Genomic DNA, 21,120 nt, shown 5'->3' on the forward strand with positions numbered 1-21,120 from the left:
TCACCACTCGGCCACGCTGCCATCGGCATGCCGCCACACGGGGTTGCGCCAGCGCGGCGGCTGCCGGTGCGCTTCCAGCAAACGGTCCTCGTCGATCTCCACGCCCAGTCCGGGTTTGGGCAGTGCGGCGATGCTGCCGGTGCCGTCGCAGCGGAAATCCTCCTTGTTGAGCACGTAGTCCAGCAGGTCCGCGCCGGTGTTGTAGTGGATGCCGATGCTCTGTTCCTGCAGCATCGCGTTGTGCGACACGAAGTCCACCTGCAGGCACGCGGCCAGCGCGACCGGCCCCAGCGGGCAGTGCGGCGCCAGCGCCACGTCGTGCGCCTCGGCCATCGCCGCGATCTTCACGCACTCGGTGATGCCGCCGGCATGCGACAAGTCGGGCTGCAGGATCGCCAGGCCGCCTGCCGCCAGCACCGGCTTGAACTCGGCGCGCGAATACATGCGTTCGCCGGCGGCCAGCGGGATCGAGGTCGCATCGGACAGCGGGCGGTAGTACTCCCACTGCTCGGGCAGCACCGGCTCTTCGACGAACAGCGGCTTGAACGGCGCCAGTTCGCGCAGCAGCACGCGCGCCATCGGCGCGCTGACGCGGCCGTGGAAGTCGATGCCGAAGTCGACGCGGTCGCCCATCGCGTCGCGGATGGCGGCGACCTTGGCCACCGCCGCGTCGATCGCGCGCGGGCTGTCGATCAGCTTCAGTTCCTCGGTGCCGTTGAACTTGAACGTATCGAAGCCCTGGGCCTGGTAGCGCTGCATCTGCGCGACGATGTCGGCCGGACGGTCACCGCCGACCCAGCGATAGGTCTTCATGCGCTCGCGCACGCGGCCGCCGAGCAACTGGTAGACGGGCACCCCCAGCGCCTTGCCCTTGATGTCCCACAGCGCCTGGTCGATGCCGGCGATCGCGCTCATCAGGATGGCGCCACCCCGGTAGAAGCCGCCGCGATACAGCACCTGCCACAGGTCGTTGATGCGCGCCGGGTCTTGGCCGACCAGGTAGTCCGCCAGTTCGTGCACCGCCGCCTCCACGGTGCTGGCGCGGCCTTCGATGACCGGCTCGCCCCAGCCGGTCACGCCCTCGTCGGTCTCCACCTTGAGGAAGAGCCAGCGCGGTGCGGCGTGGAAGGTGCTGACGCGGACGATCTTCATGCAGCGTGGTCCAGGTAGGCCTGGCGGAAGCGCCGCGCGTGCTGGCGCGTGCGCTCGACCGGCTGGCCAGGCGTGTAAAGTTCGCCGCCGATGCCGGCGCCCTGGCAGCCGGCCGAGAGGTAGCCGGAGAGGGTGTCGGGCGTGACGCCGCCGACGGCGAAGAGGGGAACCGGCGGCAGCACGCTGCGCAGGGCGCGCACCATGGCCGGTCCGTAGACGGATGCAGGGAACAGCTTGAGCATCTGCGCGCCGGCATCGAGCGCGTCGAAGGCCTCGCTTGCCGTCGCGACACCGGCGGCGACCTGCAGGCCGCGTTCGACGGCGTGCCGGATCACCGGCGGGCGCGTGTTCGGGGTGACCATCAGGCGTCCGCCGGCGGCGACCAGCGCGTCCACGTCCGCCGTCGTCAGCACGGTGCCGGCGCCGATCATCGCCCGTCCGCCGAACGCGTCCGCGGCGATGCGCACGCTGCGCGCCCAGTCCGGCGAATTGGCCGGGATCTCGATCGCGTCGTAGCCTTCCTCCACCAGCGCAGCCACGTGCGCGGGCACGTCGTCCGGCGTGATGCCGCGCAGGATCGCGATCAGCGGCAGGGAGAAGGGAAGGGCGGGCGCGTCCATGCGGATCAGTCGTGGTAGACCTGCGAGCGGCCACCGTCGATGGTGATGTCGGTGGCGTTGATGAAGCGGGCTTCGTCGCTGGCGAGGAACAGCGCGGTGTAGGCGACTTCCTCGGGCGTCCCGATGCGTTTGGGCGGCAACAGCTCGGTCTGGCGCTCGCGCGTTCCCGGCTCGCGCGCGAACCAGGCTTCGACGCGGGGCACCAGGATCAGGCCAGGCGAGATCGAGTTCACCCGGATGCCGCGTGCGGCGTATTCGATGCCCAGCGCGCGGGTGAGCCCCACCAGCCCATGCTTGGCCACCGGATACGGGAAGCAGCCGGCGATGATCCTGTGCCCGTGCACCGAGGCGATGTTGACGATGCTGCCCGCGCCCTGCGCCTGCATCGCCGGCAGCACGGCACGGCAGAGGTGCCAGGCGCCCTTGAGGTTGAGCGCCAGGCAGCGCTCCCAGTCCTCGTCGGACAGGGTGAGCGGATCGGAGAACACATCGGCGCCGGCATTGTTGACGAGCGCATCGATGCGGCCGTGCGCGGCCAGCACCGCCTGCACGGCGGCGTCCACCGCGCCGGCATCGGTGATGTCGGCGATGCGGTGCTGCACGCCGTCGTCGGCGATGGGGGCGGCCTGCTTGTCCAAGCCGACCACCGTGGCGCCCTCACGTGCGAACAGCCGGGCCGTGGCCGCGCCGATGCCGCTGGCGGCACCGGTGACCAGCGCGACCTTGCCGGACAGGCGGCCGCTCACGGGAGCCGGATTCCGTCTGGCGTGGGCGCGACGATGGCGCCGGCACGCGAGGTGCCGTCGGACTGCGGTGTCGCCATGGGGCCCTCCTCCCGGCGGTGATCGGATGCGGGGTTTCCCCGTGGCGGACCGGTGCCGGCCGTCCTGGGGCCTCCCCTCGCGGATGGTCCGGCATCGCCGCCGACCCGCATTTGAAGCGTGGCATAGCCTCGCGTGGGCATCTATGTACGACAAATGAAATTTTTGTCATAGGCTATTCCACGCACGAATAGCTCGTGTCCCGGAGGCGACCATGGTCCACCCCACCACCGGCTGGTTCGGCGCCACGCGCCTGAAGACCCGCCACCTGTCCCTGTTGCTGCATCTGTACGAACAGCGCTCGGTCCTGCGCGCGGCCGAGGCCGCCAACATGACCCAGCCGGCCGCGTCCAAGCTGCTGGCGGAGATGGAGCACCTGCTCGGCGTGCCCCTGTTCGAGCGCCACGCCCGTGGCGTGGAGCCCACCTGGTACGGGCAGGTCCTGATCCGGCGCGCCCGCTCCGCGCTGTCGGAGATCGGCCGCGCCCACGACGAGATCGCCGCGTTGCGCAGCGGACGCATGGGCCAGGCCGCCATCGGTACCGTGGTGAATCCGGGGACCACGCTGGTGCCGCAGGCGGTGGCGGCGGTGAAGCGCGATTTCCCCGACATCCTGATCAAGGTCGAGATGGACTACAGCCGTCCCCTGGTGGCCAAACTGCTGGATGGCCAGCTGGACATCGTGGTCGGCCGCATCATGGGCCCGGAAGGCGCGGGCGAGCTGGATTTCGAGCCGCTGGCCGACGAGCCGCATGCGGTCATCGTGCGCGCGGGCCATCCGCTGACCCGGCGCCCGCGCATCACCCACGCCGACCTGTCCGACTACGGATGGATCATGCCGCCGGCCGCCAGCGTGCTGCGTTCGCGCCTGGACGCGGTGTTCCTCGAGCACGGCCAGCCGCCGCCGCAGAACATCGTGGAAACCGCGTCGCTGCCGGTGATCATCCACCTGCTGCGGCACAGCGACCTGCTGACCGCGCTGCCGGCCGAATCGGTCGGGCCGTACCTGCAGACCGGGCAGATGTGCGTGCTGCCGATCGAGCTGGGCGTGCGCATGGAGTTCTTCGGCATCATCCGCCGCCGCGACCAGTTGCTGTCGCCGGGCGCGGAACGCGTGCTCGAGGCGCTGCGGACCACCGCCCGGCGCCTCTACACCGGCCTGGAGTCCTCCCCGGCAGGCGCGGTGCCGCCTGCGGGTGATGGCGGCGCCTGAACATCCAGACCTATTCGGGTTCGATATAGCTTGCGATCAATATTTCATTGGTACGGCATGTCAGCGCCGCCTATGCTCCCGCCGCAGTCACAGGAAGGCGGTCCCAAGGCCGCCAGGTGATCGCCGGGCACCGGCCGCGAGGCTCCGGGTACCGGCACGCCCCACGGGAAAGACCGAAACACCGATGACCGCGGCCGGGGGGCGCAGTCGTCACCGCTTCATTCCGGCCAGGGTGCGCGAACACGTCCCGGCAGGACCACAACTCAATCGTTTGCCATGTGTCCTGGGAGGGAACATCCATGTCAACGCGTCAGCGCCGCATCGCGGCCGGCCACCGTGCGGGCCGTTCCGCCGGCCGCCACCTGCAACCCACCGTCCTCGCGCTCGGCATCGCACTGCTGCTGTCGGCGCCTGCGTTCGCGCAGGAAGCCACGACCGGGACGAAAGAAGGCGATGCGACCACCGAACTCGATGCGGTCGTGGTGACCGGCATCCGCGGTTCCGTCTACCGGGCGCAGGACATCAAGCGCGACGCCGACACGTTCGTCGACTCGGTCACCGCGCTGGATATCGGCGCCCTGCCCGACCGCAGCGTCACCGAGACGCTGTCGCGCATTCCCGGCGTGACCATCGACCGCTTCCTGACGGTCGGCGATCCGGAGCATTTCTCCGCCGAAGGCGGCGGCGTGCAGGTGCGCGGCCTCACCCAGGTGCGTTCCGAGTTGAACGGTCGCGACAGCTTTTCCGCCTCCGGCGGCCGCAGCCTTAGCTTCGCGGACGTGCCCGCCGAGCTGATGGCCGGCGTGGACGTGTACAAGAACCAGAAGGCCGACATGATCGAAGGCGGCCTGGGCGGCACCGTCGACCTGCGCACCTTCATGCCGTTCGACATCGACGGCAGCCGGTTCGGCATGTCGTTCAGCGCCAACCGCGGCGACTTCGCCGAACAGGTCAAGCCGGCCGGCTCGGTGCTCTTCAGCAACCGCTGGGACACCGACGCGGGCGAGTTCGGCATCCTGGTCAACCTGGCGCATTCCGAACTGGCCACCCGCACCGATGGCATGTTCGTGCGGCCGTTCTTCAACACCGCTAACTCCGACCTGGACAACGACGGCACCAACGAGAGCCTGTGGCTGCCCCGCGGCGCGGACTGGCGCACGCTGGAGTACGAGCGCGAGCGCCAGGGCGCGTACGTGGCGCTGCAATGGCGGCCGAACGACAACCTGGAGCTGTTCGCCACCGCCTTCCAGAGCAAGTACGACGAGCTCTGGTACGAAGACGCGATCTTCGTCTCCAACGATCCGCTGCAGGTGCGCGTGGATGCCAGCCAGCCGTACGAGCTGGACGGCGATGTCTTCGTCTCGGGCCGCCTGCGTTCGAACGGCGACATTCCGATGGGCACGGACATCCGCGCCTCGCACCGCAAGTCCGACACCACCGACTATTCGTTCGGCCTGAAGTGGTTCTTCAGCGACCGTACCGAGTTCTCCACCGACCTGCAGTACATCAAGGCCAATACCGAGGCGCTGGATTCCACCGTGTCGCTGGGCCTCAACGTGCCCTACATCGACATCGACCTGGGCCATGGCGTGCCGCGCATCGGCGTGGACAACCAGTTCACCACCAACCCCGCGAACTACTACTGGGGGTTCACGATGGACCACCAGGACGACAACACGGCCGATGAGATCGCCTGGCGCGCGGACCTGAAGCACCGCTTCGACAGCAGTTTCGTCGACTCGGTGAAGTTCGGCGTGCGCGTCACCGACCGCGATGCGCACAGCATCGACACCGGCTACGACTGGCAGCCGGTCTTCCAGCCGTGGATGCAGGGATGGGCATTGCCTGGCGGCGCGCTGCCGGGGCTGGACCTGAACGGCACGGTCAACTCCAGCCTGACCAACCTGATGACGTTCGACAATTTCTACCGGGGGGTGCCGCGACGCCCGGAGCGTTCTACTCGCCGGTGCTGGCCACCGCGCTCAACTTCCCCAACAGCTACCTGGACATCCACGGTGCGGCGACTCCGTACTACAGCTGCTGCTACGGCCAGATCACCCCGCGCAACCTGGCCGACCCGCAATGGGGCAACGTGCAGAACGAGCGCACCTACGCCGCCTACGCGATGCTGAACTTCGCGATGGACCAGGCGCGCATCGACGGCAACGTCGGCGTGCGCGTGGTGCGCACCGAGAACAGTGCGAAGGGCTACCTGGTGTATCCGAACAATGCGTTCGCGCCGTACCTGGGTACGGGCCAGTCGGAACCCATCTCCGCGGAGAACTCGTACACCGACGTGCTGCCCAGCGCGAACGTGAAGTGGGAGCCGGCGGACAACTGGATCGTCCGCTTCGCCGCGTCCAAGGCCATCGCGCGCCCCGCCTTCAGCGACATGCAGGCTTACCAGGTGCTCAGCGTGGCCGTCCGCGACGGCGTCAATCCGGAGCCGGGCGACCAACTGGGTCCGGAGGACCTGGAACTCACCGGCAGTTCCACGGACAACCCGTACCTGACGCCGATGAAGGCCAACCAGTTCGACCTGTCGCTGGAGTGGTACTTCGCACCGGAAAGCGGCGGCATGGCGTGGGTGAACTTCTTCTACAAGGACATCAAGGACTACTTCCGCCAACAGACCGAACTGCTCGCCTACCCGGGCATCGACGGCAACGAGTACGACTATCGCGTGTCGCGGCTGGTGAACGTCGGCAAGGCGAAGATCCAGGGCGCGGAAATCGGCTGGAACCAGTTCTTCGACTTCCTGCCCGCGCCGTTCGACGGGTTCGGCATGTCCGCCAACTACACCTACATCGACAGCTCCACGAAGATCCCGGCCTCTTCCAACGCGGTGCCCGTCGATACCGACGGATCGCTGTTCGACGACCTGCCGGCCGACGGCCTGTCGAAGAACTCCTACAACGTGGCGGCGTTCTACGAAAAGGGGCCGTGGCAGGTGCGCCTGGCCTACAACTGGCGCAGCGAATACCTGCTGTCGGTCGGCCCGAACGGCTACAACGGCGGCGACGGCGGCATCCCGTGGAAGCTGCCGGTGTACAGCGACAGCTTCGGCCAGCTGGATGGGTCGATCTTCTACAAGTTCTCGGACAACGTGCAGTTCGGTCTTGAGATGAACAACCTCAACAACGCCGAGCAGCGCACGCTGATGGACCAGAACGGCGCCGGCAAGCGCACCACGTCGTGGTACGTCAACGACCGCCGTTACGCCGCGACGCTCCGCTTCACGTTCTGATGCAGCCCGCGGAACGGCCGGTACTGCCGGCCGTTCCTTCGATGGACCGGCGCCTGCCCGCTGCGGCGCCCGAGGTGTGCTCCTGCCGGCGCACCGCTGTTCCCCGACAGGAGATTCCGTGCCCACGCTCCGCCTGACCCTTGCGCTGTTCGCTTTCCTGCTGGTGCCCGGCGCGGCGGCGAAGGACGACGTGGCCGGCTACCGCTGGCGCAATGTCGCCATCGGCGGCGGGGGCTTCGTCAGCGGCCTGGTGTTCCATCCGCACGAGAAGGGCCTGCTGTACGCGCGCACCGACATCGGCGGTGCGTACCGCTGGCAGCCGCGCGAGCAGCGCTGGCTGCCGCTGATGGACTGGATGGGTTACGCGGACAACGGGCGCTTCGGCGTGGAGAGCCTGGCGCTGGATCCGTCCGATCCTGACCGTCTCTACCTGGCCGTCGGCACGTATCTGCACGAGCGTGGACAGGAGGGCGCGATCCTGCGCTCCACGGATCGCGGGGCCACGTTCCAGCGGACGCCGCTGCCGTTCAAGTTCGGCGGCAACGAACAGGGGCGCGGCAACGGCGAACGGCTTGCCGTGGACCCGAACGATGGCCGCGTGCTGCTGTTCGGCACGCGTGCCGACGGCCTGTGGCGCAGCGACGACGCCGGGGCGACGTGGCGCGAAGCCACCGGGTTTCCCGCCATCGCCAAGGCGCGGTCGGCCTGGGCGATGGGCTGGCGCGAGCTGCGCCCGGTCGGCATCGCATTCGTGGTGTTCGATCCGGCCGACGGCGCGAAAGGCACACCGACAAGAACGGTCTACGCCGGCGTCTCGACGAACGAAACCAGCCTGTTCCGTTCGCGCGATGGCGGCGTGACCTGGCAGGCCGTGCCCGGCCAGCCGGTCGGCCTGCGGCCCAGCCACATGGTGCGCGACGCGCGCGGGCGCTGGCTGCTGAGCTACGGCGACGAGCCGGGCCCGAACAACATGGCCGATGGCGCCGTGTGGCGCTTCGACCCCGCGGGCGATCGCTGGGAAGACATCACGCCGGTGCGCCGCTCCAGGGCCGATGCCGGCTTCGGCTGGGGCGCGGTGGCGGTGGATGCGGCCAATCCCGACATCATCATCGCCAGCACGTTCCGCCGCTACCAGCCGCACGACGACCTCTATCGCAGCCTGGATGGCGGGCGCACGTGGACGGCGCTGTTCCCGCGTTCGCAGTTCGATCATTCCCCCGCGCCGTGGACCGCCGACGCCAAGCCGCACTGGATGGCCGACATCGAGATCGATCCGTTCGATCCCGACCGCATGCTGTTCGTGACGGGCTATGGCGTATGGGCGTCCTCCAATGCGCGCGCCTTCGACGGGGGCGCAGACCTGCAGTGGCGCTTCGAACAGGCCGGGTTCGAGGAAACCGTGCCGCTGGCGCTGGCCAGTCCGCCGCAGGGCGCGCACCTGGTGAGCGGCCTGGGCGATGTCGATGGCTTCGTCCACGACGATCTGGACGTTTCGCAGCCGCGCTTCGCCGGCGTCCGCTTCTCCAACACCGAGAGCCTGGCCTTCGCCGGCCGCGCGCCGCAGGTGATGGTGCGCACGGGGTACTTCCACAACCGGCCGGAGGGCGCGGTGCGCGGCGCATGGTCCAAGGACGGCGGGCGCACGTGGACGGCCTTCGCGAGCGAGCCGCCGGATGGCGAGGGAGCGGGACAGATCACGCTCGCGGCCGATGGCAAGCGTGCGATCTGGCACCCGCGCAACGGCGGGCACCATTGGATCACCGCCGACATGGGCGGGCGCTGGCAACAGGTGAAAGGCCTGCCGAAGACCGCGGTGGTGGAGGCCGACCGGGTCGATGAAGGCATCTATTACGGCTTCGATGCGATCAGCGGCAAGCTCTATGTCAGCGGAAACGGCGGGGTCGCCTTCGAGGAAGTGCGCGCGCCGGTGGGCGGGATAGGCGATTGGTATCGCGCCGAGATCCGGCCGCATCCGGAGAAGACGGGCGAGGCCTGGATCGCCGCCTCGTGGCGCGGCCTGCTGCATCTCGCGCCCGGCAGGCTGGAGCGCGTGCCCGGCGTGGACAATGTCATGTCCGTGGGCCTGGGCAGGCCGGCGAAGGACGGCGACGTGCCGGTGCTGTTCGTGTTCGGCGAAGTGCGCGGGCAGCGTGGCCTGTTCCGCTCGGACGACGCCGGGCGACGCTGGCGCCGCATCGACGATGACGCACTGCGATTCGGCGGCATCATCCGCCATGTGACGGGCGACCCCCGCCTGCATGGTCGCGTCTACTTCGGCACCGAAGGGCGCGGCATCTGGTACGGAGATCCACCATGATACGAGCGGTTCCGCTGTTGCTTGGCCTGTTGGCCGTCCCCGCCGCGCAGGCGGTCGAACTGCCGCGCATCTTCGCCGACGGCATGGTCGTGCAGCGCGACCAGCCGGTGCGCGTCTGGGGCGAGGCCGCGCCCGGCGCACGCGTGCGCGTGACCTTCGCCGGCCGCGAGGCCACGGCGCAGGCCGGTGCCGACGGACGCTGGTCGCTGGCGTTGCCCGCGCAGACCGCGGGCGGTCCGCATGTGATGCGGATCGACGACGGCACGCAGCCGCGCATACTGGACGACGTCCTGGTCGGCGACGTGTGGCTGGCCAGTGGCCAGTCGAACATGGAATGGCCCATCGCGCAGTCGGCGGACCCGCAGGTCGAAGCCGCGCGCGCGACCGACCCGCAGATCCGTCATTTCAAGATCCCCAAATCGTGGTCCGGCGAACCGCAGGCGCAGCTGGAGGGCGGCGAATGGGTGGCGTCGTCGCCGCAGGCGGCGCCGAAGTTTTCCGCCGTCGCGCATTTCTTCGCGCGCGAGCTGCGCAAGGTCACCGGCGTGCCGATCGGCATCATCGACAGCACCTGGGGCGGCAGCCGGATCGAAGCCTGGATGGATGCGCCCTCGCAGGGCGTGGATGCCACGGCATTGCGGGCGCAGGCCGAGCGACTGCGCGACGCCGACACGCGCGCGCTGCAGCAGACGCGCGCCAATCTGGCGCGCTGGACCTCGTGGCCGGCCGATGACACCGGCTGGGAGAAGCGTGACCTCGATACCCGCGACTGGGTGCCCATCGCGGTGCCTTCGTTGTGGGAAAAGACGGGCTGGAACGGTCTGGACGGCGTGGCCTGGTACCGCGCCACCTTCACGCTGAGCGCGGAGGAAGCCGCGGCCGGCGCGACGCTGGGGGTAGGGCGCATCGACGATTCCGACGTCACCTGGGTCAATGGCGTGCAGGTGGGCGAAACCCGCATGCAGTACAACCAGCCGCGTCGTTACCGCATACCCGCGTCGGCGCTGCGCGCCGGCGTGAACCAGGTGGCGGTGCGGGTGTCGGACTTCGGCGGCGGCGGCGGCATCCAGGGCGAGCCGGCCGAGGTGTTCGTGCAGCCGGCGGGTGGCGATGCGCGTGCGTTGGCCGGCTGGTCGTTCCGCCCGGCCAACGTGACCGTGGCGCTGGTCGACGACAAGAACCAGCACCCAACGCTGCTCTACAACCGGATGATCCATCCGCTGCAGCCGTATGCCATCCGCGGCGTGATCTGGTACCAGGGCGAATCGAACGCGAACACGGTGGCGGAGGCGCTCAAGTACCGCACGCAGTTCCCGACGCTGATCCAGCAATGGCGTCGCCAGTGGCAGGCGCCCGGGTTGCCGTTCCTGTGGGTGCAGCTGGCGAACTTCTCTTCCGGCGTCGACCAGGGCGATACGAGCCCGTGGGCGGTGCTGCGCGAATCGCAGTCGGCCACGCTGTCGTTGCCGGCCACGGCGCAGGTGGTGACCATCGACATCGGCAATCCGACCGACATCCATCCGCTCAACAAGCAGGATGTCGGCAAGCGGCTCGCGCTGGCGGCGCGGCATGTCGCGTACGGCGAATCGCTGGTCTACAGCGGGCCGGTCCATACGCAGGCGCAGTTCTCGGCCGGCGCCGCGACCCTCACCTTCGATGGGGGTGGCAGCGCGCTCGCCGTGCGCGGAGGCGGCACCCGCGTGCACGGCTTCGCGCTGGCAGGTGCCGATCGCGTCTTCCATCCGGCGGAAGCCTCGCTCGTCGATGGTCGGGTCGTCGTGCGCAGCGACGCAGTGAAGATGCCCGTGGCCGTGCGCTACGGCTGGTCCGACAACCCGGCCGACGCCAACCTGATCAACGCGGCGGGCTTGCCCGCTTCGCCTTTCCGTACCGATGCGTGGTGACCCCCGGATGCCCTCGATGATGCCCCGTCGCCTGTTGCTGCTGTCGCTCGTCGCGCTGCTCGGCCTGGCCGCCTGCCAACCCGCCGAAAGAGGCGACGCGCCGGCCACGGCGAAGGGCGACGGCGCGGCCGATGCCTCCGGCGCCAGGCCTATCCCGCAGATCGTCAGCAAGGACGGCCGCCATGCATTGATGGTGGATGGCGCGCCGTTCCTCATCCTCGGCGCGCAGGTGAACAACTCCAGCAACTGGCCGCAGGCCCTGGACGAGGTCTGGCCCGCCATCGACGTGGTCAAGCCGAACACGGTGATGGTGCCGGTGGCCTGGGAGCAGGTCGAAGCAAAGGAGGGCACGTTCGATTTCTCCTTCGTCGATGTGCTGCTGAAGCAGGCGCGCGAGAAGGACGTGCGCCTGATCCTGCTGTGGTTCGCCACCTGGAAGAACAACAGCCCGAACTACGCGCCGGACTGGGTCAAGCTGGACAACACCCGCTTCCCGCGCGTCGTGACCGCCGACGGCCGCACGCTCAATTCGCTGTCGCCGCACGCACAGGCCACGCTGGACGCCGACCGCAAGGCGTTCGTCGCCCTGATGACGCACCTCAAGGCCGCCGACCCGCAGCGCACCGTCATCATGGTGCAGCCGCAGAACGAACCCGGCACCTACGGCAGCGTGCGCGACTTCTCGCCGCTGGCGCAGAAGGTATTCGAAGGACCGGTGCCGGACGCCCTGCTGAAGAAGCTCGGCAAGTCGCCGGGCACATGGCGCGAGGTGTTCGGCGCCGACGCGGACGAGTATTTCCACGCCTGGCATATCGCCCACTACATCGACCAGGTGGCCGAAGCGGGCAAGGCGGTCTATCCGCTGCCGATGTACGTCAATGCCGCGCTGCGCGGGCCGTTCAATCCCGGCCAGCCCGGGCAGTACGCCAGCGGTGGACCGACCGACAACGTGCTGGACGTGTACAAGGCCGCCGCGCCGCATATCGACCTGCTGGCGCCGGACATCTACATGCCGGAGTACACGCACTACACCACGGTGCTGGACCGCTACGCGCGCCCCGACAATCCGCTGTTCGTCGCCGAGACCGGCAACCGCGAGGAATACGCGCGCTATTTCTTCTCCGCGCTGGGCGAACAGGCCATCGGCTGGTCGCCGTTCGGCATCGACTACTCGCGCTATTCCAATTGGCCGCTCGGCGCCAAGCACATGGACGAGAAGACGCTGGCCACGTTTGCGCTGAACTACGCCATCGTGAAGCCGGCGGCGCGCGTGATCGCGCAGGCCAGCCTGGACGGCAAGGTGCGCGGCACCGCCGAGCAGCCCGGCCAGGCGGTGCAGACGGTGAAGATCGACGACCGCTGGAACATGGTGGTCACCTACGGCGTGCCGCAGTTCTGGTTCCAGGGCGAACCCCCCGGCAATCCCGAGCCGATCGGCCGCGCGCTGGTGGTGCAGTTGGGGCCGGATGAATTCCTGGTGGCCGGCGCGCACGCGCGCATCAACATCACCGCCGCCGATCCGGCCGTCGCCGCGCGGCAGATCTACGACTACGTCGACGAGGGCACCTACGTCGACGGCAAGTGGGTCTTCCGCCGGCGCTGGAATGGCGACCAGACCGACTACGGCCTGAACTTCTCCAGCGTCCCGCAGTTGCTGCGGGTGAAGCTGGCCACCTACTGATCGATCCGTGGGCCGGCGTGCCGGTCCCAGAACCCGGGTGTCCACGCGCCCGAACGAGGAGCAAGCGATGGGTTACTTGAAGACGTTGACGGTGCCGCTGCTGGCCCTGGCCGCGGCGGGCGCCAACGCCGCGGGGCAGGGCGCCGTGGAAAAGATCGACCATGGCGTGATCGTGCGGCCGGCCGATCCCGCCGCCGCCGACGTGAAGGTCGAAGCGGTCGCGCCGGGCATCCTGCGGGTGATGGCCAACCCCGATGGCGACTTCGCGCGCACGCCCAGCCTGATGCGCGCGAAGACCGGCGCGCCGCCGGCGGTGGAGGTGGGCGAAGCCGGCGGGCAGGTGACGCTCGCCACGCAGGGCATCTCGGCCAAGGTCGATGCGCGCACCGGCCAGGTCAGCTTCTTCGACGCCGCCGGCAAGCCGTTGCTGGCCGAGCGCGCTCGCACGTTCACGCCGACGAAGGTCGAGGGCAGGGACTACTACAGCATCCGCCAGCGCTTCGCGTCGTCCGATGACGAAGCCTTCTACGGTACCGGCCTGCACCAGCAGGGCTGGATGAACCTGAAGGGCCGCGATGTCGAACTGCTCCAGCACAACATCGACAAGGCGATTCCCTACCTGGTCTCCACGCGCCACTACGGCCTCCTGTGGGACAGCAATGCGATCACCCGCTACGGCGACCCGCGCGGCCTGCAGCCGCTGGGCGCATCGCTGGACCTGTTCGACGCCCAGGGCAAGCCGGGCGCGCTGACCGCGCGCTACACCGTCAACGGCAGGCAGGTGGTCGAGCGCCGCGAAAGCGAGGTGAACTACCAGTACATCAAGGACCTGGCGAACTTCCCGGCCGCGGGCAAGAACCTGGCCCAGGGCGGGCGCAGCGACGTGGTGTGGGAAGGCGAGATCGCCGCCCGCAGCGACGGGCGCCACACCTTCTCGCTGTACAACAGCGAGTACGCCAAGCTCTACATCGACGGCAAGCAGGTGCTCGACCGCTGGCGCCAGAACTGGAACCCGTGGCACCACGAGTTCGCGCTGGAGATGAAGGCCGGCCAGCGCCACCGGGTGAAGCTGGTGTGGGACCGCATCGAGCCGGCCTACATCGCGCTGCTGCATCGCGATCCGCTGCCGGCCGATGAAGCGAAGGACCTGTCCATCTGGTCCGAGGCCGCACAGGCCATCGACTACTACGTGGTCGCCGGGGACGACGCCGACCAGGTGCTGGCCGGCTATCGCACGCTGACCGGCAAGGCCGTGCTGCTGCCGAAGTGGTCGTACGGTTTCTGGCAGAGCCGCGAACGCTACAAGACCCAGGCCGAACTGACCGGCGCGCTGGACGAGTACCGCAAGCGCAAGCTGCCGATCGACGCCATCGTGCTGGACTGGTCGTACTGGCCGGAGGACGCCTGGGGTTCGCACGATTTCGATGCGAAGAATTTCCCCGACCCGGACGGCATGGTCCAGCACGTGCACGACCAGCATGCGCAGATCATGATCTCGGTGTGGCCCAAGTTCTACCCGACCACCGCCCACTACAAGGAGCTGGACGCCGCCGGCCACATGTACCACCGCAATGTCGAGGTGGGCGAGCTGGACTGGATCGGCAAGGGCTACCTGAACTCCTTCTACGACCCGTATTCGAAGCAAGCGCAGGACATCTTCTGGCGCCAGGTCAACGGCAAGCTCAACAGCAAGGGGTTCGATGCCTGGTGGCTGGATGCCAGCGAACCCGACCTGCACAGCAACATCGACATCGGCGAGCGCAAGGCCCGCACCACGCCCACCGCGCTGGGCCCGTCGACGGAGTTCTTCAACTCCTATCCGCTGGTGCACTCGGAAGGCGTCTACCGCGGTTCGCGCGAACAGGACCCGGACAAGCGCGTCTTCATCCTCTCGCGCGCGTTCTTCGCGGGCCAGCAGCGCGCCGGCGCGGCGCTCTGGAGCGGCGACATCGTGCCGCGCTGGGACGACCTGCGCGAGCAGATCTCCGGCCTGGTCAACGCCTCGATGGCGGGCGCGCCCAACGTCAGCTTCGACATCGGCGGCTTCTCGCCGGAGAAGCGCTACGAGAACCAGGACCCGGCGCACCTGGCCGAGTGGCGCGAACTGAGCCTGCGCTGGTTCCAGTACGGTGCATTCGTGCCGATCTTCCGCCTGCATGGCCAGTTCCCGTACCGGGAAATCTGGGAGATCGCGCCGGAAGGCACGCCGCACTACGACAGCTTCGTCCATTACCTGAAGCTGCGCTACACGCTGCTGCCGTACATCTACACGCTGGCCGGCGACACGTATCACCAGGACGGCACCCTGCTGCGCACGCTGGCGATGGACTTCCCGTCCGACCCGAAGGTGCGCGACATCGCCGACCAGTACCTGTTCGGCCCGGCGTTCCTGGTCGCACCGGTGACGGCGTTCAAGGCGACCACGCGCCCGGTCTACCTGCCGGCCGGCACGACGTGGATCGACTTCCAGACCGGCAAGCGCTACGACGGCGGCCAGACGATCGAGGCCGCCGCACCGCTGCAGCGCATGCCGTTGTTCGTGCGTGCCGGCGCCATCGTGCCGCGCACGGTGGTGCAGCAGTATGTGGACGAGAAGCCCGACGCGCCGCTGACCATCGAGGTCTACACCGGCGCCGACGGCACGTTCTCGCTGTACGAGGACAATGGCCGCAGCTACGGCTACGAGCGCGGCGAATCCAGCCGCATCCCGCTGGCGTGGGACCAGAAGGCCGGCGAACTGCGCATCGGTGCACGCGAGGGCCGCTATCCTGGCATGCAAGCCACGCGCGAAGTGCGGGTGCGCTTCATCGACGGTCCGCGCGCCGATGCCGGCACGCTGGAACCGCAGGGCGACGTCAGCGTCCGCTACGACGGCAGGGCGCTGGTGGTGAAGAAGCGCTGACGGGCCGATGGAGTTCAACCGACGCGACCTGCTGAAAGCGACGGCGGCCGGACTGGCCGCCGCCGCGATCCCGAGCACCCACGTTGCCGAGCCCGCCGGGGCCGGCAACGCGCTGTCGAGCGGCGACATGACGCTCTGGTACCGCCAGCCGGCACGGGTCTGGGTGGAAGCCCTGCCGGTCGGCAACGGCCGGCTCGGTGCGATGGTCTTCGGGGGCGTGGCGCACGAGCGCCTGCAGCTCAACGAGGACACGCTGTACGCGGGCGGGCCGTATTCGGCGGTGAATCCGAAAGCGCGGGAGGGATTGCCGCGGGTGCGCGCGCTGATCTTCGCCGGCCGTTACGCGGAAGCCGCCGCGCTGGCCGACGAAACCCTGATCTCTCGGCCGGCCAAGCAGATGGCCTACCAGCCGCTGGGCAACCTGTGGCTGCAGTTCGACCGCCTGGACGGCGTGGCCGACTACCGGCGCGAGCTGGATCTCGATGCCGCCGTCGCGCGCACCACCTTCCGTGCCGGGGGCGGCGTGCACCGGCGCGAAGTGTTCGTCTCGCCGGTGGACCAGTGCATCGTGGTGCGCTACACCGTCGAAGGCGGCGATGCGATGATCGGCCGCGTCCGCACCGGCAACGAGCATGCCACCACCACGCGGGTGGTCGACGGCGGCTGGCATGTCAGTGGCCGCAACCTCGGCAAGCACGGCATAGAAGGGCGCCTGCGCTTCGCCTTCCGCGTGCAGGTCGCGCACCGCGAGGGCCGGCTGCGGGTGGAGCAGGACCAGATCGCGTTCGATGGCGTGCGCGAACTGGAGCTGCGCATCGCCGCGGCCACCAGCCATGTGGCCCATGACGATGTCAGCGGCGATCCCGATGCGATCACCGCCGCCCAGCTGGCGCGGGTGAAGGACAAGGACTTCGACGCCGTGCTGGCGGATCATCTGGCCGAGCACCGCCGTCTGTTCCATCGCGTGCGGCTGGACCTGGGCTGTACCGCGGCCGCCGACCTGCCGACCGATGAGCGCATCGCGGCCTTCGCGCAGGGCGACGATCCGGCGCTGGTGTCGCTGTACCACGCCTACGGGCGCTACCTGCTGATCTGCAGTTCGCGGCCGGGCAGCCAGCCGGCCAATCTGCAGGGCATCTGGAACGACCTGATGGATCCGCCGTGGGAGAGCAAGTACACGGTCAACATCAACACCGAGATGAACTACTGGCCGGCCGAGCAGAACGGCCTGGGCGAATGCGTCGAGCCATTGCAGCGCATGCTGGAGGAACTGGCGCAGACGGGGGCCGGCGTGGCGCGCGACATGTACGGCGCCGGCGGCTGGATGCTCCACAACAACACCGACCTGTGGCGCGCCGCCACGCCGCCGGACGGCGCACGCTGGGCGCTGTGGCCGACGGGCGGGGCCTGGCTGCTGCGGACGCTGTGGGATCGTTGGGACTACGGGCGCGATCCGGAGTACCTGAAGCAGGTGTGGCCGCTGTTCAAGGGCGCCGCGCAGTTCTTCATCGACACGCTGCAGGACGATCCGCACACCGGCCACAAGGTCACCGTGCCCTCGCTGTCGCCGGAGAACGAGCATCCCTTCGGCGCGGCGGTCTGCGCCGGCCCGACCATGGACGCGCAGATCCTGCGCGATCTGTTCGGCCAGTGCATCGAAGCGGCGCGCGTGCTCGGCGTGGATGCCGGCTTCGCCGCGCGCCTGGCCGCGCTGAGCGCGCAGCTGCCGCCCAACCGGATAGGCAAGGCCGGACAGCTGCAGGAGTGGCAGCAGGACTGGGACATGCAGGCGCCGGAAATCCACCATCGCCACATCTCGCACCTGTACGGCCTGCACCCGAGTGCGCAGATCAACCTGCGCGACACGCCCGGGCTTGCGCGCGCCGCGAAACGCACGCTGGAGCTGCGTGGCGACGAGGCCACCGGCTGGGGCATCGCATGGCGGCTGAACTTCTGGGCGCGCCTGTGGGAGGGCGAGCACTGCCTGGAGATCCTGCGCATGCTGCTGGCGCCGCAGCGCAGCTATCCGAACCTGTTCGACGCGCACCCGCCGTTCCAGATCGACGGCAATTTCGGCGGCGCCGCCGGCATCGTCGAGATGCTGGTGCAGAGCTGGGGCGGATCGATCTTCCTGTTGCCTGCGCTGCCCTCGTCATGGCGCGACGGAGAACTGGAAGGCGTGCGCGTGCGCAATGCCGCACGCCTCGACCTCCGCTGGAAGGCGGGACGGCTGGCGCACGCGACCCTGCATTCGGACAAGGGCGGCCGCTACGCATTGGTCCACGCGGGCCAGACACTCGACGTCGAACTCGCCGCCGGTGCGTCGGCCACGGTGCGGCTGCGCGATGGCGTGCTGGTGCGCGCATGAAGAAGGAAGCGGCATGAGTCTGGTGGCTGGCATCGATGCAGGCACGCAGAGCCTGAAGGTGGTGGTGTACGACCCGGCCGCCCGCGCGCTGGTGGCCATGGCCAGCGCGCCGCTGGAGCTGGCCGGTGGCCCGGACGGCCGCCGCGAGCAGCACCCGGGCGACTGGGTGGCCGCGATGCAGGGCTGCTTCGCGCGCATCGATCCGGCCGTGCGCGCACGCGTCACCGCGCTGGCGGTCTCGGGACAGCAGCACGGCTTCGTGCCGGTGGATGCCGAGGGCCAGGTCCTCGCCCCGGCCAAGCTGTGGTGCGACACCAGCACCACGGCCGAGTGCGCGCAGATCATGGACGCCGTGGGCGGTTCGACCGCGACGATCGCGCTGGCGGGCAACCCCATCCTGGCCGGCTACACCGCCTCCAAGCTGCCGTGGACGAAGACCCACCGGCCCGAGGCTTACGCGAAGCTGGCGACCATCCTGCTGCCGCACGACTACCTGAACTTCGTGCTCACCGGCCAGCGCTTCTGCGAGTGGGGCGATGCCTCCGGCACCGGCTGGCTGGACGTGCGCACGCGCACGTGGTCCCAGGCGCTGCTGCAGGCCACCGATGGCGAGCGCGACCTGGCCGCGTGCCTGCCGCCGATCGCCGCGCCCGATGCGCTGTTCGACATCGATCCGGCTGCGGCCTCGCAGCTGGGCCTGCCGGCCACGGTGAAGGTCGCCGTGGGCGGCGGCGACAACATGATGGCGGCCATCGGCACCGGCTGCGTGGAAGAGGGCCGGCTGGCGATGAGCCTGGGCACCTCGGGCACGCTGTTCGCCTACTCGGATACCCCGGTGGTCGATCCGGCCGGCACCTGGGCCGCCTTCTGCTCCTCCACCGGCGGCTGGCTGCCGCTGATCTGCACGATGAACTGCACCGTGGCCACCGAGCAGGTGGCCAAGGCCTTCGGCTTCAGCACGCGCCAGGGCGATGCGCACCTGCAGGCCACCCCGCCGGGGGCGGACGGACTGGTGATGCTGCCCTTCCTCAACGGCGAGCGCACGCCCGACCTGCCGCAGGGCAAGGGCGTGCTGGCCGGCCTGGACACCACCAACCTGACCGCCGCGCACCTCTACCGCGCCTCGGTGGAAGGGGCGACCTACAGCCTGAAGTACGGCTTCGATGCCTTCCTGGGCGCGGGCATGGCCTTCGAGCGCATCGTGCTGACCGGCGGGGGCAGCAACAGCGCGGCCTGGCGGCAACTGGTGGCCGATGTGTTCGGCCTGCCGGTGCAGGTGCCCGTGCAGTCCGAGGGCGCGGCCTTCGGCGCGGCCCTGCAGGCGCTGTGGGCACGGGACAAGGCACAGGGCGGCCAGGCGTCCATCGCGCAGATCGCCCGTACCCACGTGGCCCTGGACCCGGCCCTGTCCGCCACCCCCGATCCGGCCCGCACCGCGGCCTATGCCGCCGGCTACCAACGCTTCCTGCGCCACCTCCATGCCGTCACGCCGCTGCAGCGCGGCTGACCTTCCCTGCACCTCACGCACAACCACAGGATCACCGCACCATGAGCACCCAGCCCTTCATCGGCGCCCAGGAATACTTCCCCGGCATCGGCCGCATTCCCTTCGAAGGGCGCGGCTCGGACAACCCGCTGGCGTTCAAGGTCTACGACGCGAACAAGACCATCGGCGGCAAGACCATGCAGGAGCACCTGCGCTTTGCGGTCTGCTACTGGCACACGTTCTGCAACGCCGGCCACGATCCCTTCGGCCCGGGCACGCGCCACTTCCCGTGGGAGGCCGGCTCGCCCATGGCCACGGCCGAGGCCAAGGTCGATGCCGCCTTCGAGTTCTTCACCAAGCTGGGCGTGCCGTACTGGTGCTTCCACGACATCGACCTGGCCCCCGATGCCGAGGACATCGGCCAGTACGAGAAGAACCTCAAGCACATGACCGCCCTGGCCAAGGCGCGCCAGGACGCCACCGGCCTCAAGCTGCTGTGGGGCACGGCCAACCTGTTCTCGCATCCGCGCTACATGAACGGTGCGGCCACCAACCCGGACTTCGCCGTGGTGGCCCGCGCCGCGGTGCAGGTCAAGGCCGCGCTGGAGGCCACGGTGGAACTGGGCGGTGAGCACTACGTGTTCTGGGGCGGGCGCGAAGGCTACGCCTCGCTGGTCAACACCGACATGAAGCGCGAGCTCGCCCACCTGGCCCGCTTCCTGACCGTGGCGCGCGACTACGGCCGCAGCATCGGGCTGAAGGGCAACTTCCTGATCGAGCCCAAGCCGATGGAGCCGATGAGGCACCAGTACGACTTCGACAGCGCCACCGTGGCCGGCTTCCTGAAGGAGCACGGGCTGGAGAAGGACTTCAAGCTCAACATCGAGGCCAACCACGCCACGCTCTCGGGCCACACCTTCGAGCACGACCTGCAGGTGGCCTCCGACCACGGCCTGCTGGGCAGCATCGATGCCAACCGCGGCAATGCGCAGAACGGCTGGGACACCGACCAGTTCCCCACCGACCTGTACGACACGGTGGGGGCGATGCTGGTGGTGCTGCGCCAGGGCGGGCTGGAGGGCGGGCTGAACTTCGATGCCAAGGTGCGCCGCGAGTCCACCGACCTGGAAGACCTGTTCATCGCCCACATCGGCGGCATGGACGCCTTCGCCCGCGGGCTGGAAGTGGCGCACGCGCTGTTGACCGACTCGCCGTGGGAGCAGTGGCGCAGGCAGCGCTATGCCAGCTTCGACAGTGGCAAGGGCAAGGACTTCGAGACCGGCGCCCTGGGACTGGCCGAGCTGGCCGCGCTGGCGGCCACCCTGGGTGAGCCCAGGCAGATCAGCGGCAAGCAGGAGCGCTACGAGAACCTGCTCAACCAGTACCTGTTGCGCTGAGCGCGGCGGATC

At 69.2% G+C, this 21,120-nt stretch carries 12 protein-coding genes and 1 pseudogene; 10 read left to right on the forward strand and 3 right to left on the reverse strand.

The window, feature by feature from the left end:
* From dgoD to MUU77_RS02400, 3 genes are read right to left on the reverse strand one after another with little or no spacing between them, the layout of a single operon-like run.
* Entirely contained in the window at window positions 1–1,152 is a 1,152-nt protein-coding gene (gene dgoD, locus MUU77_RS02390; RefSeq protein ID WP_245091178.1) for a galactonate dehydratase, read from the reverse strand.
* Window positions 1,149–1,772 (reverse strand): 2-dehydro-3-deoxy-6-phosphogalactonate aldolase, encoded by a 624-nt coding sequence (locus tag MUU77_RS02395; RefSeq protein ID WP_245091180.1) that lies wholly within the window; start codon window positions 1,770–1,772, stop codon window positions 1,149–1,151. Before MUU77_RS02395 ends, dgoD begins: the two co-directional genes overlap by 4 nt.
* A 5-nt stretch (window positions 1,773–1,777) precedes the next feature.
* Window positions 1,778–2,518 carry an SDR family oxidoreductase gene (locus MUU77_RS02400; RefSeq protein WP_245091182.1) on the reverse strand — a complete coding sequence of 247 codons (741 nt, stop codon included), beginning with the start codon at window positions 2,516–2,518 and terminating at the stop codon, window positions 1,778–1,780.
* Between the two features lie 289 nt (window positions 2,519–2,807).
* On the opposite strand from MUU77_RS02400, the gene MUU77_RS02405 reads away from it, so the two are divergent.
* From MUU77_RS02405 to xylA, 10 genes and pseudogenes are all read left to right on the forward strand, one after another.
* Window positions 2,808–3,806 carry a LysR substrate-binding domain-containing protein gene (locus MUU77_RS02405; protein WP_245091185.1) on the forward strand — a complete coding sequence of 333 codons (999 nt, stop codon included), beginning with the start codon at window positions 2,808–2,810 and terminating at the stop codon, window positions 3,804–3,806.
* 299 nt (window positions 3,807–4,105) lie between these two features.
* Window positions 4,106–5,635: pseudogene (locus MUU77_RS18475) on the forward strand (TonB-dependent receptor); the annotation flags it as partial.
* Window positions 5,636–5,772: 137 nt separating this feature from the next.
* Window positions 5,773–7,053 carry a TonB-dependent receptor gene (locus tag MUU77_RS18480; RefSeq protein WP_256452066.1) on the forward strand — a complete coding sequence of 427 codons (1,281 nt, stop codon included), beginning with the start codon at window positions 5,773–5,775 and terminating at the stop codon, window positions 7,051–7,053.
* A gap of 118 nt (window positions 7,054–7,171) precedes the next feature.
* Window positions 7,172–9,370, forward strand: a complete 2,199-nt coding sequence (locus MUU77_RS02415; protein ID WP_245091187.1) for a sialidase family protein — start codon at window positions 7,172–7,174, stop codon at window positions 9,368–9,370.
* Window positions 9,367–11,274, forward strand: a complete 1,908-nt coding sequence (locus tag MUU77_RS02420) for a sialate O-acetylesterase (RefSeq protein WP_245091188.1) — start codon at window positions 9,367–9,369, stop codon at window positions 11,272–11,274. The genes MUU77_RS02415 and MUU77_RS02420 overlap by 4 nt, the downstream gene beginning before the upstream one ends.
* 7 nt (window positions 11,275–11,281) lie before the next feature.
* A complete protein-coding gene (locus MUU77_RS02425) occupies window positions 11,282–12,955 on the forward strand; it encodes a DUF5597 domain-containing protein (RefSeq protein ID WP_245091190.1) in 1,674 nt (557 codons plus the stop codon).
* A gap of 67 nt (window positions 12,956–13,022) precedes the next feature.
* Window positions 13,023–15,857, forward strand: a complete 2,835-nt coding sequence (locus MUU77_RS02430; RefSeq protein WP_245091202.1) for a TIM-barrel domain-containing protein — start codon at window positions 13,023–13,025, stop codon at window positions 15,855–15,857.
* A 7-nt stretch (window positions 15,858–15,864) separates the two neighbouring features.
* On the forward strand, window positions 15,865–18,225 hold the full coding sequence (locus tag MUU77_RS02435) for a glycoside hydrolase family 95 protein (RefSeq protein ID WP_245091204.1): 2,361 nt from the start codon (window positions 15,865–15,867) through the stop codon (window positions 18,223–18,225).
* 13 nt (window positions 18,226–18,238) lie between these two features.
* Window positions 18,239–19,732 carry a xylulokinase gene (gene xylB / locus MUU77_RS02440; RefSeq protein WP_245091206.1) on the forward strand — a complete coding sequence of 498 codons (1,494 nt, stop codon included), beginning with the start codon at window positions 18,239–18,241 and terminating at the stop codon, window positions 19,730–19,732.
* 41 nt (window positions 19,733–19,773) lie between these two features.
* A complete protein-coding gene (gene xylA / locus MUU77_RS02445; protein WP_245090530.1) occupies window positions 19,774–21,108 on the forward strand; it encodes a xylose isomerase in 1,335 nt (444 codons plus the stop codon).
* Window positions 21,109–21,120: the final 12 nt, after the last annotated feature.

It is taken from the genome of Pseudoxanthomonas sp. F37 (assembly GCF_022965755.1).
GTDB lineage: Bacteria > Pseudomonadota > Gammaproteobacteria > Xanthomonadales > Xanthomonadaceae > Pseudoxanthomonas_A.